Annotated in this window: 10 protein-coding genes and 3 pseudogenes; 5 read left to right on the top strand and 8 right to left on the bottom strand. The window is 73.1% G+C overall.

Annotated elements, in window-relative coordinates; genetic code table 11:
- Positions 1-31: 31 nt before the first annotated feature.
- Both REH70_RS20520 and REH70_RS06950 read left to right on the top strand, forming a co-directional pair.
- A pseudogene (locus REH70_RS20520) lies at positions 32-397 on the top strand (sulfite exporter TauE/SafE family protein); the annotation flags it as partial.
- Positions 398-462: 65 nt separating this feature from the next.
- The gene (locus tag REH70_RS06950; protein ID WP_310753386.1) at positions 463-825 is read left to right on the top strand and encodes a sulfite exporter TauE/SafE family protein; all 363 of its coding nucleotides are present in this window, start codon (positions 463-465) and stop codon (positions 823-825) included.
- Between the two features lie 169 nt (positions 826-994).
- On the opposite strand, the gene REH70_RS06945 is transcribed toward REH70_RS06950, so the two are convergent.
- The gene (locus tag REH70_RS06945) at positions 995-2,029 is read right to left on the bottom strand and encodes an iron-containing redox enzyme family protein (RefSeq protein WP_310753385.1); all 1,035 of its coding nucleotides are present in this window, start codon (positions 2,027-2,029) and stop codon (positions 995-997) included.
- A 269-nt stretch (positions 2,030-2,298) separates the two neighbouring features.
- On the opposite strand from REH70_RS06945, the gene REH70_RS06940 reads away from it, so the two are divergent.
- The 3 genes from REH70_RS06940 to REH70_RS06930 all read left to right on the top strand — a co-directional run bounded on the left by REH70_RS06940 (position 2,299) and on the right by REH70_RS06930 (position 7,378).
- On the top strand, positions 2,299-2,565 hold the full coding sequence (locus REH70_RS06940; protein ID WP_310753384.1) for a CDGSH iron-sulfur domain-containing protein: 267 nt from the start codon (positions 2,299-2,301) through the stop codon (positions 2,563-2,565).
- Positions 2,566-2,592: 27 nt separating this feature from the next.
- On the top strand, positions 2,593-3,051 hold the full coding sequence (locus tag REH70_RS06935; RefSeq protein WP_310753383.1) for a DUF2510 domain-containing protein: 459 nt from the start codon (positions 2,593-2,595) through the stop codon (positions 3,049-3,051).
- 298 nt (positions 3,052-3,349) lie between these two features.
- Positions 3,350-7,378, top strand: coding sequence for an endo-1,4-beta-xylanase (locus REH70_RS06930; RefSeq protein WP_310753381.1), 4,029 nt, complete (start codon positions 3,350-3,352; stop codon positions 7,376-7,378).
- Between the two features lie 697 nt (positions 7,379-8,075).
- Here the strand turns inward: REH70_RS06930 and REH70_RS06925 are convergent.
- The 7 genes and pseudogenes from REH70_RS06925 to REH70_RS06895 form a co-directional block, all read right to left on the bottom strand.
- Entirely contained in the window at positions 8,076-9,647 is a 1,572-nt protein-coding gene (locus REH70_RS06925) for a DUF222 domain-containing protein (RefSeq protein WP_310753379.1), read from the bottom strand.
- A gap of 503 nt (positions 9,648-10,150) precedes the next feature.
- Positions 10,151-10,402: a hypothetical protein gene (locus tag REH70_RS06920; RefSeq protein WP_310753378.1), complete on the bottom strand. Its 252-nt coding sequence runs from the start codon at positions 10,400-10,402 to the stop codon at positions 10,151-10,153.
- Between the two features lie 44 nt (positions 10,403-10,446).
- Complete coding sequence (locus REH70_RS06915) at positions 10,447-11,352, bottom strand: gfo/Idh/MocA family oxidoreductase (protein WP_310753377.1); 906 nt, start codon at positions 11,350-11,352, stop codon at positions 10,447-10,449.
- 178 nt (positions 11,353-11,530) lie between these two features.
- The gene (locus REH70_RS06910; RefSeq protein ID WP_310753376.1) at positions 11,531-11,911 is read right to left on the bottom strand and encodes a hypothetical protein; all 381 of its coding nucleotides are present in this window, start codon (positions 11,909-11,911) and stop codon (positions 11,531-11,533) included.
- Positions 11,912-12,321: 410 nt separating this feature from the next.
- A pseudogene (locus REH70_RS06905) lies at positions 12,322-13,143 on the bottom strand (glycoside hydrolase family 43 protein); the annotation flags it as partial.
- Positions 13,140-15,598 (bottom strand): annotated as a pseudogene (locus REH70_RS06900) (beta-glucosidase). The pseudogenes REH70_RS06905 and REH70_RS06900, both read right to left, overlap by 4 nt.
- Before the next feature lie 145 nt (positions 15,599-15,743).
- Positions 15,744-16,559: a carbohydrate ABC transporter permease gene (locus REH70_RS06895; protein WP_310754176.1), complete on the bottom strand. Its 816-nt coding sequence runs from the start codon at positions 16,557-16,559 to the stop codon at positions 15,744-15,746.
- Between the last annotated feature and the right edge of the window lie 55 nt (positions 16,560-16,614).

Raw genomic sequence — 16,614 nt, 5'->3', positions numbered from 1 at the left:
CACCCGTCCGCTGCGGGCCTAGCATCGGCGGGTGCCCGACACCCAACCCCCGGCCCAGCGCTCCGCCCGCTCCTGGCTCATCCTCGTCGTCGTCGGCCTCCTCGGCGGCCTGCTGTCCGGGGCGTTCGGCGTGGGCGGCGGGATCCTCATGGTCCCCCTGCTCATCACCCTGGTGGGGATGGACCAGCGCCGCGCGGCGGCGACGTCGCTCGCCGCGATCATCCCCGCCTCGATCGCCGGGATGCTGACCTACCTCGCGAACGACGAGGTGGACGTCCCGATCGGTCTCATCGTGGCCGTCGGCGGGGTCGCCGGGTCGGTGCTCGGCTCCAAGCTGCTGCGGCGGCTGTCCCTGCCCCTGCTGCGCTGGCTCTTCGTCGGCCTCCTGCTCGCCGCGGCGACACGGATGCTGCTCATCACCCCCGAGCGCGGCGAGGACCTCGACCTCAGCTGGGGGTCGGGGTGGCGCTCGTCGCCGTCGGCCTGGGGATGGGGATCGCGTCCGGGATGTTCGGCATCGGCGGCGGGGTGGTGCTCGTCCCCGCGCTCATCTCCCTGTTCGGCGCGGGCGATCTCGTCGCCAAGGGGACGTCCCTGCTCGTCATGCTCCCGACGGCGACCATGGGCACGATCACCAACACCCGGGCCCACCTGCTCAACCTGCGGGAGGGGATCGTGCTCGGCGTGGCGGCCACGGCCGCGTCGTTCGGGGGTGTCGCGCTGGCGTTCTGGCTGCCGCCGGACGTCGCCGGCTATCTCTTCGCCGCCCTCGTCCTGTTCTCCGCGGTGCAGCTCAGCGTGCGGGCCATCCGGTCGGGTCGCTGACGGCCCCGTCCGGAGCGCGCGATTGCGACTCCTCTGTGCCCCACCACTCTGTGCCCCACCACTCTGTGCCCCACCTCTCTGTGCCCCACCTCTCTGTGCCCCACCTCGTCGGCTGCCTCCGGCGTCGGCCACCCGCCGGGCGGTCACCCGCCGGCGTAGTCCGGTCCGGTCAGCCGACCGGCGCCGCGGCGAGCGCGGACGACCTGCGCAGGGACGAGCGTCCCTCCTGCCACGCGGCGAGCATCTGCGCCCCGGCGAGCCCGTCGACGGCGAGGTACGTCGCGGCGCCCCACAGGACGTCGTCGCGCACGGCCGGGTCGTCCTGCGCGAGCGCACCGGCGAGGTCGCGGCCCGCGATCTGCTCGTGCACCGCGTCCGCCTCGACGTGCTCGTCGAAGTAGCGGGTGACGTCGTCGCCGTACCCGAGCCGGCGGAAGCCGGACGCGTACCGACGGCACGGGATCGACGACGTCATCTCGAACGCGGCCAGGTGCCCGGTGATCGCGCCGCGCAGGCGCCGGTGCAGACCGAACAGGCTCATGACGTTGACCGAGGCGAGCGTCGGCGCGGGCACCGCATCCAGGTAGGCGCCGTAGGCGTCGTCGAGCCCGAGGGCGCGCATGGTGGTGGCGAACAGCTCGGCGTGGATGTGCCCCGGTCGCCCACCGCCGTACTCGTCCGCCTGGATCTCGATGAGCGCGGACTTCGGTCGCCCGCTGAGCCGGGGCAGCGCCCAGCTGTGCGGGTCGGCCTCCTTGAGGTGGTAGATCGAGCGCTGGACGACGAACTCGCGCAGCTGCTCGTCCGTGGCGCGCTTGGCGACGTAGCCCGACAGGCCGGGTCCGCTGTCGGCTGCGGTGAGGTCGAACAGCGCCTGGGCGACCTCACCCGCCGAGCGCGCGTCCGTCGACGGCACGGGCACGAGGTCACGCAGGGCCGCCTCGAGCTCGGCCTCGAGGTCGGCGCGGACCCGCAGCAGGTCCGGCTGCCACTCCCACGCCTCGTCGACGCCCTCCACCCCGCGGTAGTGCAGCTCGTACAGCACGAACAGGGTGAGCTGGAGGTCGTCGTCGGCGACGACGTCGAGGTCACCGGCGCGGAGACCGTCCGCGGCGGCCTGGACCGCGGGGACCGGACCGGGCGCGCCCCGCAGGGCGTCCAGGAGCGACTCGCTCAGCGGTCCTCGGGCGGCGGGCGGGCGCATCGGTGCCTCCTGGGCGTCGGGGTGGTCGGCACGGCGGGACCGACTGCGCCCGGACGCGGCCGGTCACGCGCGGTCGCCGGCGTGAGCCGGGCCAGGTTCGCACCACGCCGTCGGCGCCGCATCCCGGCCGGCCGCTGCAAGCCGCCGAGCCGCCGAGCCGCCGAGGACCGTCGTCGCGACGCGGCCCCGCTGCCCCGGCCGTCGAGGCCGCCCCGGCCGCCCCGGCGGCTGGTCGAGCGCCGGCGCCCCGGACGCGGTTGACTGCCCGCGTGAGCACCGCAGCACCCGACCCCCGACCCCCGAGCGAGCCCGGCCGTGCCGCCCGCCAACCATGGGCGAGCGTGACGGCCTGTCCGCACGGCCCCCTGCTCGTGCGCGGCGACGTCGAGATCCTCCTCGGTGACGGCGCCCCGGCCGACCGTCGACGCCGGACGGTGGCGCTGTGCCGGTGCGGTGCGTCGGCGATCAAGCCGTTCTGCGACGGCAGCCACAAGGCCATCGGCTTCCGGACGGACGACGAGCCGGTCGCGGGGTGACGCTCGACGCCCGGGTGGGCGTCACGGATGATCGGGCGCGGGCGGTCGATCGACCGCTGCCGGACGAGAGGCGGACATGACCGACGCGACGTCGTACCCCACCGACCCGACAGGTGGCGCCGCACCGGCCCCGGGTGGTACCCGGACCCCGGTGGCGCACCGCTCGAGCGCTGGTGGGACGGCACCGCCTGGAGCGCGGACACCCGGTCGACGTCGGTCCTCGCCCGGCCGCTGACGCGCCCCGCCGTCATCCGGAACACCCCCGCCACCGTCGGGCTCGTCCTGGGCGTGGCGTCGCTGCTGGTCAACACGCTGCTGGTCACCTCGCTCGCCGCTGCGGTCCTGTGCGTGCTGGGACTCGCGCGCGCCGGCCAGCTCGTGGCCGCCGGGTACGGCGGGGTGGGCCGCGGTCGAGCGGTCGCTGGACTCGTCCTCGCCACGGTGGGTGCGGCGGCGACCGTGCTGGTCAAGAGCTTCCTCTTCTAGGTCGCACGCCGCCGCGCTGTCGCCCGCCCTGACGAGCCTCCGGCCGCGCCGTTTCGAAAACGTTTTACTTTCGATAGTTCAGCGTCTATACAAAGTGGTCACGGGGTGCCTACGGTGGCCCCTCGATCCACCCAAACCATCGCAAAGGGGCGATTGCATGACACGGTCACGTCCACGTCGGACAGCATGGGGAGCAGGCTTCCTGTCCCTCGCCATGACCGGAGGGCTCGCGGCGACTGCTGCGGCCGCACCGGTCGGAACAGCACTACCCGCGGCAGCCGTCGAACCGGCCGTCCTGGTGAGCAACGACTTCGAGGACGACAGCTGGGCGCCGTGGGAGGCCAGCGGCGACCCCCAGCTGTCGATCGTCACGGTCGACGGCGACAAGGCGCTCCAGATCGCCAACCGGACCGGCGACTTCGTCGGGATCCAGACCCCCGCGGGCGCCCTCGAGGAGGGCACGGAGTACACCTTCTCCATGCAGGCCCGCCTCGCCGAGGGCACGGCCGGACCGGCCGGCGTGCGCTTCGTCATGAAGCCGGAATACACCTGGATCGGCAACACGACGATGTCCGCCGACGCGTGGACCACCGTCACCGGGACGCTCACCGCGCCCGCCGACGGCCAGGTCTACCTCGGCACCGGTGACCTGCCGGCCGGCGCCGGCGCGTACACCTACCTCGTCGACGACCTCGTCATCACCTCCGCCGCGGGCGACGACGACGGCGGCGCGTGGCAGCCCACGCCCGACCCCGACTTCGTGCCCGGCGGCGCGACCAACCCCGTCGAGGCGCAGGTCTCCACCGCCCGCGGCACCGGCGACGTCGCCGCGCTCACGTTCGACGACGGCCCCAACCCGGGCGAGACGGACGCGCTGCTGGACTACCTCGCGGAGAACGACCTCACCGCCACGTTCTGCGTCATCGGCCAGAACATCCAGGCCGAGGGCGGCGCCGAGCTGCTCCGCCGCACGGTCGCCGAGGGGCACACCCTGTGCAACCACACGACCAGCTACGCCGACATGGGCAGCTGGACGCACGAGCAGGTCGAGGCCGACCTCAAGGCGAACCTCGCGATCATCCGTGAGGCCCTCGGCGACCCCGACTACCCGGTCCCCTACTTCCGGGCACCCAACGGCAGCTGGGGCGTCACACCCGCGGTCGCCGTCGCGCTCGGCATGCAGCCGCTGGGCCTGGGCAACGTCATCTCCGACTGGGACGGCAACGACCTGTCCGAGGAGACGCTCACGGCGAACCTGCGTGGCGCCATCACCCCCGGTGCGGTCGTGCTCGTGCACGACGGCGGCGGCGTGCGCGACAACGGCATCGCCGCCGTCCGCACCGTCGTCGACGAGCGCCTCGCGGACGGCTGGACCTTCACGCTGCCCGTCGGCGGCGTCGTCACCACCGCTCCGGTGGGCGTCCCGGTCGTCGACTCCGACTTCGAGGACGGCCTGGACGGCTGGGTCCCGCGCGGCGACGCCGACGGCGACCCGACGGTCACCGTGACCACGGAGGAGTTCCACGGCGGCACCTCCGCCGCGCTGGTCTCCGACCGCACCTCGCAGGGCGACGGCATCGCGCACCCGCTCACCGGTCTCCTCACCCCCGGCGTCACCTACGACGTGACCGCCTGGGTCAAGATGGCGGCCGGCGAGCAGCCCGATGACATCTGGCTGAGCATGCAGCGCACCACCGACGGCGCCGACGCCTTCGACACCGTGGGCCAGTTCGCGGACGTCGCGTCGAGCGAGTGGCGCGAGGTCACCGCCTCGTTCACCGCGCAGGAGACGGACGCGGTCACGCTGTACTTCGAGACCAGCTACAACGACGGCGGGGCGGGCAGCTTCCTCGTCGACGACGTCGTCGTCGCCCCGCGGGACACCCCCGTGGTGCAGGACGTCACGCCGCTCAAGAGCACGCTCGACATGCCCGTGGGTGTCGCGATCGACTCGCGCGAGACCACCGGCGCCGCCGGTGAGCTCGTGACGCGGCACTTCGACCAGATCACCGGCGAGAACCACATGAAGCCGGAGGCCTGGTACGACGCCGACGGCGCGTTCCGCATCCACCCCGAGGCGACGGCGATGATGGACTTCGCCCAGGCCGACGACCTGCGGGTCTACGGGCACGTCCTGGTGTGGCACAGCCAGACCCCGTCGTCCTTCTTCACCGACGAGGCTGGTCAGCCGCTCACGGACTCGGAGGCCGACCAGCAGGTCCTGCGGGACCGGATGCGGACGCACATCTTCGCGATCGCCGAGAACCTCGCCGGCACCTACGGCGAGTTCGGCAGCGACACCAACCCGCTCGTGGCCTGGGACGTCGTCAACGAGGTCGTCTCGGACAGCGGCGAGTACGCCGACGGCCTGCGTCGCAGCGAGTGGTACCGCATCCTCGGTGAGGAGTTCATCGACCTCGCCTTCCGCTACGCCGACGAGGCGTTCAACGGCGAGTACGCGGCCGAGGGCACCGACCGTCCGGTCACGCTGTTCATCAACGACTACAACACCGAGCAGGCCGGCAAGCAGGACCGCTACCGCGCCCTGATCGAGCGCCTCATCGCCCGCGACGTGCCGATCGACGGCGTCGGGCACCAGTTCCACGTCAACCTCGCGCTGCCGGTCAGCGCGCTGGAGGCCGCGATCGTGCGGTTCCAGGACCTCGGGCTCCCCCAGGTCGTGACCGAGCTCGACGTGACCACCGGCACGCCGGAGTCCGAGGCCCTCTTCATCGAGCAGGGGTACTACTACCGCGACGCCTTCCGGGTCTTCCGGCAGTACGCCGAGGACCTGTACTCCGTCACGGTGTGGGGCCTGAACGACGCGCGCAGCTGGCGGGACGCGAACGGCGGCCCGCTGCTGTTCGACGACGCCCTGCAGGCCAAGCCGGCCTTCCTCGGCGCGGTCGACGAGGCGCTGCCGGCACCGGTGCAGACGGCGAACGTGTTCGCCGGCGACATCGCGCTCACCCCGGACGCCATCACGGCTGCCGACTGGGCGCGGCTGCCGCTGCTCCAGATCACCGGCGCGCAGTCGCAGACCGTCGGGGAGTTCCAGCTGCGCTGGGCACCCGACCACCTCACCGCGTGGGTGGACGTCACCGACGACACCGACGAGGCGACCGACGGCCTGTCCTTCACGGTGGGCGACGCGACCTACACCTTCGGCCGGGACGGCGAGGGTGACGTCGAGGGCGTCGTCGTGGAGACGGCGACCGGTTGGGCTGCCGTGGTCCACCTGCCGGTGTCCGGTGCCGAGCTGGGCGACACGCTCGCGTTCGACGTCCGGGTCACCGACGGCACGACCACGTCCGGCTGGAACGCGCCCGGGGTCACCGGGGCGCTCACCCTGGTGGAGGAGCTGTCCTACACCGAGGCCGTCCAGGCGGTCGAGGCTCCCGTGGTCGACGGCACGGTCGACGCCGCCTGGGCCGCGGCCGAGTCGGTCACCACCGACACGGTCGTCCAGGGCGCCGCCGACGGCGCCGAGGCCGAGGTCCGGACGATGTGGAACGGCAGCACGCTCTACGTGCTCGCCACCGTGGCGGACGCCGAGCTCGACACCTCGGGGTCCGACCCGTGGGTGCAGGACTCGCTCGAGATCTTCATCGACACGGGCAACCTCAAGAACGGCCCGTTCCTGTACGAGACCAGCCAGCTGCGGATCAACGTCGAGAACGTGGTGTCGTTCGGCACCGGTGACGAGGCGTACCAGGCGGGTCGACTGCAGAGCGCGACCGCGGTCGTCGACGGCGGCTACGTCGTCGAGGCCGCCATCGAGCTCGGCGACGAGCTCAGCGGGCTGGGCACCTTCCACGGCCTGGACTTCCAGGTCAACGACGCCACCGCCGGTGTGCGCACCTCGGTGAAGTCGTGGGCGGACCCGACCGGTCTGGGCTACCAGTCCTCGGAGCGCTGGGGCGTCGTCCAGCTCGTCGAGGCAGCCGACACGGAGCCCGAGCCCGAGCCGGAGCCGGAGCCGGAGCCCGAGCCCGAGCCCGAGCCGGTCATCGACCCGTCGCTGACCACGCCGGAGCGCGTCATCCAGGCCGGTGACGACCTCGTGGTCGAGATCACCGGCTACCGTCCGGGCACCACGGTCGACGTCGTGCTCGAGTCGCGCCGGGGCACCCGTCCCGTCACCACGATCACGCTCGGTGAGGTGACCGTGGCGGCCGACGGCACGGCGATGGCGAACTTCCCCACCGCCCGCACCACGGACAACGGGCCGTACTACCTCATCGCACGGTCCGGTGACCTGACCGACGAGGAGCGGATCGTCATCCGCAAGGCACCTCCCGTCAAGGGCGGCCCCGGCCGCCGCTGACGACTCGGCCTACCGCCCCACCTCGGTGGCGCGGTAGGCCGGGGCAGGTCTGGGCGGGTGCCGGCACCTCAACGGGTGCCGGCACCCGCCCTTGGCTTGCCCCCACCTCGGACTTGGGCCCCCAGCTCGCCTTCCCGGGTTCACCGTCCCCGCCGCCACTATGTTCACGCGTCCGGTTCGTCCGGCTCATGTGGATCGTCCGGCTCGGACGGGTCCGGCTCATGTGGATCGTCCGGCTCATGCGGGTCCGGCTCACGTGGATCGACCGCTCGTGCGGGCCTGGCTCATGCGAGTGATCCGCGTCGTACGAGCGGGACGTTCGTCGCCCGTCGCCTCTCCCCGTCTCAAGGACGAACGCAGCACGCGCGCCCCATGAACGGGTCGGTCGCCCACTCGAGCGGGTTCTCGCTCGCCTGTGCGGTGGGCCGCGGGCGGGCGGCGCCCCGCGGCACCGTGTCGGCCGGCCATGGTCGTGGCTCGTCCTAGGCTGCGGGGCCGATCGGCGACGGCGGGCCGCAGTCCCTTGACCCGGCGCTGTCCGGCGACGGACCGGTATGTCCCGTGACCCGGCGCCCTCCAGCGACGGACCGGTTCTGTTTCGTGACCCGGCACCGCCCACCGGCGTCCCGATCGTGCCCCGCGACCCGGCGCCGTCCACCAGCGCCGCGGCGCACCCCGACGCCGTGTCGACACTCGATCAGCCAGCGACGGTGGTCGCCCCGACAGGTCGACCGGCTCGGTCCCGGAACTCGTAGGTGGCTCGCGCGAGTGATCCCGGTGGTGCGGCACCGGCGCGCGGCGGATGGCCAGGCGGCGACGGTGCCGCGCTCGCTCCCGCCGCGGTCGGCACGCGGGTGATGGCGAGGTCGCGTCGGTGGGTCTCGTGGTGGTGGAAGGAGCACAGGGGGACGCCGTTGTCGGCGGAGGTGGGTCCGTCGTCGCGGTCCCACCAGGCGATGTGGTGGATCTCGCACCACCGTGCCGGTGCGTGGCACGAGGGCCACCCGCACTGCCTGTCGCGGGCGATGATCGCCTTGCGCAGCGCCCCTGTGAACAACCGCTGCGTGCGACCCAGGTCGAGCAGCTCGCCGTGGGCGTCGATGACGACCCTGGTGATGTCGCAGTCGCACATCGCCGCAGCCAGTTCGGAGAACGGGACGGGAGTGCCGTCTTCCAGGGTCGCCGGCGGGTAGCTCACGGGCACGGTCGTCGCCGATGCCATGGCCGAGTCGCTGCCGGAGCCCGCCGTGCCGGGACTGCGGCCGCCGGGGTCCACCGTGCCCGCTCCCGTAGCGGTGCCCGTGGCCGTGCCTGTGGCCGTGCCCGTGGGCGTGCCTGTGCTCGTGCCGGTGCTGGTGCCCGTGGCTGTCCGCGTGCCGGCACGCGTCGTCTTGACGGCACCTGCACCCGCCTGAGGCCCGGTGCTTTCAACCGCGGGGCGGCGCCGGTCGCGTTCGGCCCGGGCTGCCGCCCAGGTCTCGGGGGTCATGATCATCGTGATCTGCGCCGGCACATGCCCACCAGGCTTCGTGTCCACCGACGCCAGGACCCGCCCCGCCATCTCGGTCAGCGCGTCGGCGCGGCGCTCGCCCGGGTCACGGTCGTCGTCCTGCGCCGGGCGCGGGGTCGGCGCCTCCAACGCCAACGCGAGCCGGTGCCCGGCGATCGTGTCCAACCGTCCTTTGAGGTACGTCCCGGTCGTGGCGTGGGTGACGTGCAGGTACCGCTCGGCCCGGCGAGCCTGATGGTCGCGCTCCAACCCGTCCGGGTCGACCGTGGCGGCCCACCGGTCCACGGTGATCTGGAACGTGCCGGCGTCCTGCCGCTCGGCCACCTGGACCAGCGCCTCCTGGACCGCCGGGTCCGCCAGGGCCTCCCGCTGCACCGGAGTCCCGGTCGCCGCGACCTTCCCCAGCACCGCCGCGTGACCCACGGTGATGCGCCCCTCGGTGACCGCTGCTGTGGCGGCGGGGGCGGCGTCGAGCTGCTCGGCCTGCCGCACCTGCGCCCCCGCCGCCCGGGCACCGACACCCGAGACGCGCCCGCGCGCCGACTCGTACGACCGGTCACCCGCACCACGCCACGCCCCGGCATCCCGGTCCGCCACCAGCACCCCGGCCCGCACGACGCTCAGACCGTCGATCACCCGATCCACATCCGCCAGCAACGCCGACCGGTCCGCGGCCGACCACACGGCCGCACCGGCGACCTGCCCGCTCAGCGACGCCATCGCCGAGACAAGAGAACGCACCGAGGCGAGCGCGTCCACGGACGAGGTCGCAACGGTGACCGAGGTCCGGGCGTCGGCGATGGCGGGCGGAGCGGCACCGGCAGAGACACCGGCACCCGTGGCTGGGGTGGGACTGTGGGAGCCACCCTCGCCGGACGGTGCCGCACCGGTGAGGACCAGCGGGTCACAGGCAAGACCGACGGCCGGTGTCGCAGCGCGACGCAGGCGCCGAGCATGCCTGGTGTCCGTCGTCATCGTCGCCACCTCCTCACTTCGAACGTCTGTTCGAAGTCTACCGGCGACCACCCACACGCAGCGGGCTCAGAAGACGCTTGTGGACGACGTCCGACAGCGAAGCAGCCAGTCGACCACCGCACGGAGAACGTCATGCATCGACCCAGGAGTTCTGCCACACACGACGCGCTGAAGCGCAGCGAGCAGCGTCCGCTGCAGCATCCCCGGGCAGCAATCGCGAGCCGGAGTCCACGCCACGGCTCCCTCGCACGCCCCCTGTCAGCGCAGCGACGCCGAGAGCCAACCCGTCACCGGAGGAACCGTCCCAGCGCCGCCGCCCACCGTCCGCGGGCAGCGGCGCTCGCCTCGACCGTCGCCAGTCCGCTGTGCGTGACGACGAAGGCCGACGCGACCGTCCCGTCCAGCTCCTCGTGCACCCGGTGGGCGATGGCGCGGTGAACGAGGTGCGCGGCGCCAACGGAGTCGAGGAACCGCAGCCCGTCGTCCCACGACCGCCCGGTGCCGCGTTCGACGCCGGGGATGCGCGAGGTCGCCGTCATGCCTCGACGATGACACCCAGGAGGTCGTCGCGGCGGGCCCCCGTCTACCCGCGCGTCGCCCAGGCCTCCCCCGCGACCCGCACGTCGGCTCCCGAGCGGGCGGACTCCCCGATCGCCAGGCCGATCGCGTGGTCCTGGCACGCCTCGGCGAGTCCGTACGGGTTGGGACCCTCGCCGCGGGCGAAGGCGCCCTGCGCCTCGAGGATGCTCGCCACCGCGATGTCGTCCTCGGACAGCCGCGTCCCGACCCACGGGTTGCGGTAGACGACCCGGCCGTCGAACGACACGTGGACGACGTCGTTCCCCTCGAGGTTCATGTCGACCCCGGTGCGGCGGTACTCCAGGTGCGAGGTGACGGGCACGGTCGGCTCCACGAGCCGGATCACGGTGTCGTCGACGATTTCCCCCACCGACCCGCGGACGACCAGCCGGCGCGCCCGCACGGGGTTCCACCACTGGTTGTCGACGAAGTCGTACAGCCCCATCCGCCCCTGCCCGAGGTCGATCGTCGCGATCGTCGTCGTCCGCTCGCGCTCGGTCGCGGACGCGTCCCAGCCGGACGGCGACAGCGGGTCGAGCAACGGCGCGCTGAACTGCCGGGCGTTGACGACGGCGTCGTCGAGCCCGGCGTCGAGGAACGTCCGGATCATCGAGACCGCGTGGTAGAGGTGCGTCGAGGCGACCTCGACCGACGTCGGCGTGCCGATGACGCCGTCGCGGACGACGGCGAGCCGCGCGGCGTGGCCGGGCATGAGCATGTACTGCTCCGCGACGCTGACCGAGCCGCGCCCGCCGACGTCGGCCCACAGGGACCGCAGTCCGTCGAGGTCCGGGGCGGGCGGCGTCTCGGCCATGACGGGAACGCCGGCGTCGACGAGCTCACGGACCACGCCGGGCATCGCCGGCCACGAAACCGACGCGATGACGTAGTCGGGGCGCTGCGCGCGCACGAGCTCGTCGGCGCTCCGGTAGGCGGGGGTGCCCCACCGCGCGGTGACGGCCTCCCCTTGTCGGTGCTGCGGCTGACGACGCCGGCGACCCGCAGCCGGTCGGGCGCTGCCTGCGCGACCCGCTGGAAGAAGTCCGAGCGCCAGCCGGTGCCGATGACGCCGAAGGTCGTGGGGGTGCTCATGCCCGTGCTCGCTCCACGCCCCGCGGGACGTACTCGAACCGCTCCACGTGCGCGACGGTCGAGGTCGGCCGGCCGTTGGACGTCCCGTACACCCCGAACCACAGACCGAGGAAGCCGCCGGTGGTCACGGTGTCCAGCGTGCGACCGTCGGCGACCGCCACGGTCGTCGGCGCGCCACCCGGCTCCTGCACGAGCAGCGCGTAGTCCTGCCCGCGCACGCTGACCGTCAGGGCGAGCGGCTCGGACTTCGCGGCGGACACGGTCGTCTCCCCGAGCACCCGGTCCACACCACCCTGCCGGTGGACCGCGACGACCCGTCGGCCGGACGTCGCACCGGCGTCCGCACCCGCGTCCGCGGCCGCCGGGGCGATGAACATCCGCACGTGGTCGGCCTCCGACTGACGCACGACGACGCCCACCTCCTCGGCGGAGCCGGGGCCAGCGCCGCGCGCACGGTGGCGTGGACGTCGACGTCGACGTGCTGCTGGCGCACGCCGAGGAAGGCCGACGCCGCGGGCTCGGCCAGGCTCGTGGGCGTGAGCCGGAGCCGCCAGCCGTCGCCGTCCGGGGTCGCGAAGTCCCGCGCCGGACCACGCAACGACGTCCACCGGACGTCGTCCGGCCGGACCACCCCGGACGCCGACCCCTGGGTGACGCCCAGGTGCGGGTCGGCCGCGAACGGCACCTCGACCCGCATCGGGACGCGTCCGACCCCCGGCGCGAACACCGGCCACCCGTCCTCCCACACCAGCGGGACGAGGAACGTCTCGCGGCCGAGGTTGTAGTGGTACCCGCCGTAGGGCCGCATGGCGAGCAGCACGGCCCACCAGGAGCCGTCGACCGCCTGGACCAGGTCGGCGTGGCCGACCCCGACGACGTCCGTCCCGCGCCCGAGGTGGCGGTGGGTGAGGACCGGGTTGCCCTTGTGGCCGACGTACGGGCCGGTGACGGCGTCGGCCCGCGCGACCGAGATGGCGTGGTGGAATTCGGTCCCGGCCTCCGCGGCGAGGAGGTAGTACGTGCCGTCGACCCGGTACAGGTGCGGCCCCTCGGCCCACACGGCGTTCTCGAGCGCGCCGTGCCAGACGACGTGCTCGTCCCCGACCAGCCGGCCGGCGACCGGGTCGAGCTCGCGGATCCACACCTCGGTCTGGTCGTGCCACAGCGGGTCGACGGCCAGCCGGGTGCCGTGGACCCAGATGCGGCCGTCGTCGTCGAAGAACAGCGATGGGTCGATCCCGGACTCGTCGATCCACACCGGGTCGGACCACGGCCCGGCCGGGTCGGTCGCGGTCACGTAGAAGTTGCCGCCGCGCTGGCCGTCCCGCTGGTCCACGAGGGTGCAGATGATCCAGAACAGCCCGTCGTGGTACCGGATCGTCGGGGCGAACAGCCCGCTGGAGGACCACAGCCCGTCGAAGTCGAGCTGGTCCGGCCGGTCGATCGCGTGCCCGATCGGCTCCCAGCTGACCAGGTCGCGGCTGCGGTGGATCGGCAGCCCGGGGAAGTACTCGAACGTCGAGGAGACGAGGTAGTAGTCCTCCCCCACCCGGCAGATCGACGGGTCCGGGTAGCACCCCGGCAGGATCGGGTTGGTGGCCGTGCTCATCGTGCGCCGACCTCGGCGTCCTCCACTGCAGCCCCGTGCATCACGACCTCGGCCGTCACCCGGCGCGGGTCGGCGAGCGTGACGCGGTGGACGTCACCGGACACCGACACCACCGAGCGCGCCGTCGCGGTCCCCGGGATCTCGCGTCGCCGGGCCACCCGCTCGTTGCGGATCGCCCCGCCCGTCGCCTCCTCGGCAGCGGCGGCGGCGGACGCCGAGGAGTGCGAGCCGACCCACACCTCGACGTCGCCGGGCTCGACGACGCGGGTCATGGTGCGGTCGGAGAACGCGAACCGCTGCGTCGGGACGGCGAAGTCGATCCTGGCGGACTCGCCGGGCCCGAGCGCGACCCGCTCGTAGCCGAGGAGCTGCACCACCGGCCGCGCGACCGAGCCGTGCAGGTCCCGGCCGTACAGCTGCACGACGTCGGTACCGGCCACCAGGCCCGTGTTCGTCACGGTCACGGACGCCGCGAACGTGCCCCCGGCGGTGACCTCCGCGTCGACCTGCGGCTCGCCGTAGGCGAACTCGCTGTAGGACAGGCCGAACCCGAACGGCCGCAGCGGCGTCGAGTCCGTCGACGTCACGTCGGACGGGCCCCCGAGGATGGGGTGCAGGTACGTGTACGGCTGCGCGCCCGCGGCCCGCGGCAGCGACACCGGAAGCCGACCGGACGGGTTCACCCGACCGGAGAGGACGCCCGCGATCGCCGTCCCCCCTCCTCGCCCGGGAAGAACGCCTGCAGGACCGCACCCGGACGCACGTCGCCGTCCAGCGCCCAGTCGACCGCGTACGGCCGACCCGTGAGCAGCACCATGACGACCGGCGTCCCGGTGGCCAGGACGGCCTCGACCAGCTCGCGCTGCACCCCGGGCAGGTCGAGCGTGAGGGTGTCGTTGCCCTCTCCGACGGTCCCGCGACCGAAGAGCCCGGCCTGGTCACCGACGACGACGACGGCGACGTCCGCGTCCTGCGCGACGGCGACCGCCTCGGCGAAGCCGGACGTGTCGCCCTCGACCTCGCAGCCCAGGGCGAAGACGAGCTCCGGCCCGGTGCCGGTGCCGGTGCCGCCGAACGTCTCGCGCCCGAGCGCCTCGAGCACGGTGGGCATCTCGACCGCGATCGGGAACTCGGGGTGGTGCGCGAGGACGTGGTTGGCGAAGGAGTAGCAGCCCATGAGGGCCTCGGACCGGTCCGCGTTGGGGCCGATCACGGCGATCCGCCGGGGCGCCTCGCCGCGCCCGCCGAGCGGGAGCAGGCCGTCGTTGGACAGCAGGACGACCGACTCCTCGGCCAGGCGCCGCGCGATGTCGCGGTGGCGGGGTGTGTCCAGGTCGACGTCGGTCGGCGGCTCGTCCGCGAAGGCACCCGGCTCGAGCAGCCCGAGGTCCTCCTTCTGCTGCAGGGCACGCAGGACGGCGCGGTCGACCAGCTCCTCGGACACCCGGCCGGCGCGGATCGCCTCGGCCAGCGGCGCGAGGTAGGCGTCGCCGACCGGCAGTTCCACGTCGATGCCCGCGGTCAGCGCGAGCTCGGCGGCCTCGGCCCGGTCGCGCGCGACCCCGTGCATGACCTCGAGGAACGCGACCGCGAAGTAGTCGGCGACGACGACGCCGTCGAAGCCCCAGCGCGTGCGCAGCAGGTCCGTCAGGTACTCGGTGTTGGCTGCCATCGGGACGCCGTCGACGTCGGCGTAGGAGTTCATGACCGAGCGGACCCCGCCCTCGACCACGGCCATCTCGAACGGCGGCAGGTAGACGTCGGCCAGCTCGCGAGGCCCGGCGGACACCGGCGCGTGGTTGCGGCCCGCCCGCGAGCCCGAATAGCCGACGAAGTGCTTGAGCGTCGCGTGCACCCCGGCGTCCTGCAGGCCCTTCACGTACGCGGTGGCGATGGTGCCGACGACGTACGGGTCCTCCGCGATGCACTCGTCGACGCGGCCCCACCGCGGGTCGCGGATCACGTCGAGCACCGGCGCCAGGCCCTGGTGGATGCCCAGTTCGCGCATCGACCCACCGATCGACGACGCCATCTCCTCGACCAGGTCGGGGTCGAACGACGCACCCCAGGCGAGCGGCGTGGGGAACGTCGCGGCCTTCCACGCGGCGAGCCCGGTGAGGCACTCCTCGTGCACGAGGGCGGGGATGCCCAGGCGGGTCTCGGCCTTCAGCCGGCGCTGCTCGGTCCAGAGCCAGGCGGCCCGGTCGGCGGGCTCCACCGGCCGCGTGCCGTACACCCGGGTGTAGTGCCCGAGACCGTGCTCGGTGATCTCGCTCAGCCGACCGGCGTCCACCCCGTCGGCCACCATCTCCCCCTGCATGGGGGCCACGAGGCCGTTCTGGTCGAGCCAGTAGCCCACGATCTGGGCGAGCTTCTCGTCGAGGGTCATGCGGGCGTGCAGGGCACGCACGCGCTCGGACACCTCGGGGACTGCGGGGAGCGTCACGGTTCTCATTCCTTCACGGGGTCGTGCACAGCGGGGCACAGCGAGGCACAGCAGGGACGTCCGAGGACGTGCGAGAGCAGCAGCTCGGGCGGGCGTGGGCCCGTCCGGGAACGTCGACGGGCGTGCCGGGGACCCGGCACGCCCGTCGTGGAGATCAGCCCTTGACTGCCCCGGTGAGCCCGCCCACGATCCGCTTCTCGAACAGCGAGAAGAAGATGAGGGCGGGGATCATCGACAGCGACGTGAAGGCCAGCACCCGTGCGGTGTCCGTCGAGAACTGCGAGGCGAACGACTGCACGCCCAGCGGCAGCGTGTACTGCATCTCGTCGTTGAGGATGAACAGCGGGAGCATGTAGCTGTTCCAGCTCGCGATGAAGGCGAGGATCCCGACCGTGACGACGCCCGGCACCGACAGCGGGATGACCATCCGCCAGAAGAAGCCGAGCCGGCTCGCCCCGTCGATCGACGCCGCCTCCTCGAGCTCCTTCGGGATGGCCCGCAGGAACGGCGTGAGGATGATGATGGTCGTCGGCAGCGCGAACGCGATCTGCGGCAGGATGATGCCCCAGTGGGTGTTCATGAGACCGAGCCCGCGGATCATGATGTACAGCGGCGTGATCGCCACGGTCATGGGGAACATGAGCCCCGCGGCGAAGAGCGAGTACATCGCGGCGCGGCCGTTGAAGTTGTACCGCGCGATCACGTAGGCCGCCATGACGCCGAGCACGACGACACCGAGCGTGGTGAGGATGCCCACGAAGGCCGAGTTGCCGGCCTGCCGCCAGAACACCGAGCTGCTGAGCACGTCGAGGTAGTTCACCACCTCCCACGGGTTGGGCAGGCCGGACGGGTCCGCGGTGATCTGGGAGTTGGTGCGGAAGCCGCCCAGGACGATATACAGCACCGGGGCGATGCACACGCCGACGAGCAGGTAGGCGAAGACGTAGGTCGGCCAGCCGGCCCGCGACAGGCTCCGGTTCCGGCGCGGCCGGACCGGTGCCGGCGTGGTGGGGGTGGAGCAGTCG

This window comes from Cellulomonas sp. ATA003 (assembly GCF_031582905.1).
Classification (GTDB): domain Bacteria; phylum Actinomycetota; class Actinomycetes; order Actinomycetales; family Cellulomonadaceae; genus Pengzhenrongella.
The sequence above is the reverse complement of the archived record's forward strand: the minus strand, read 5'-3'. Positions and strand labels throughout refer to the sequence as shown.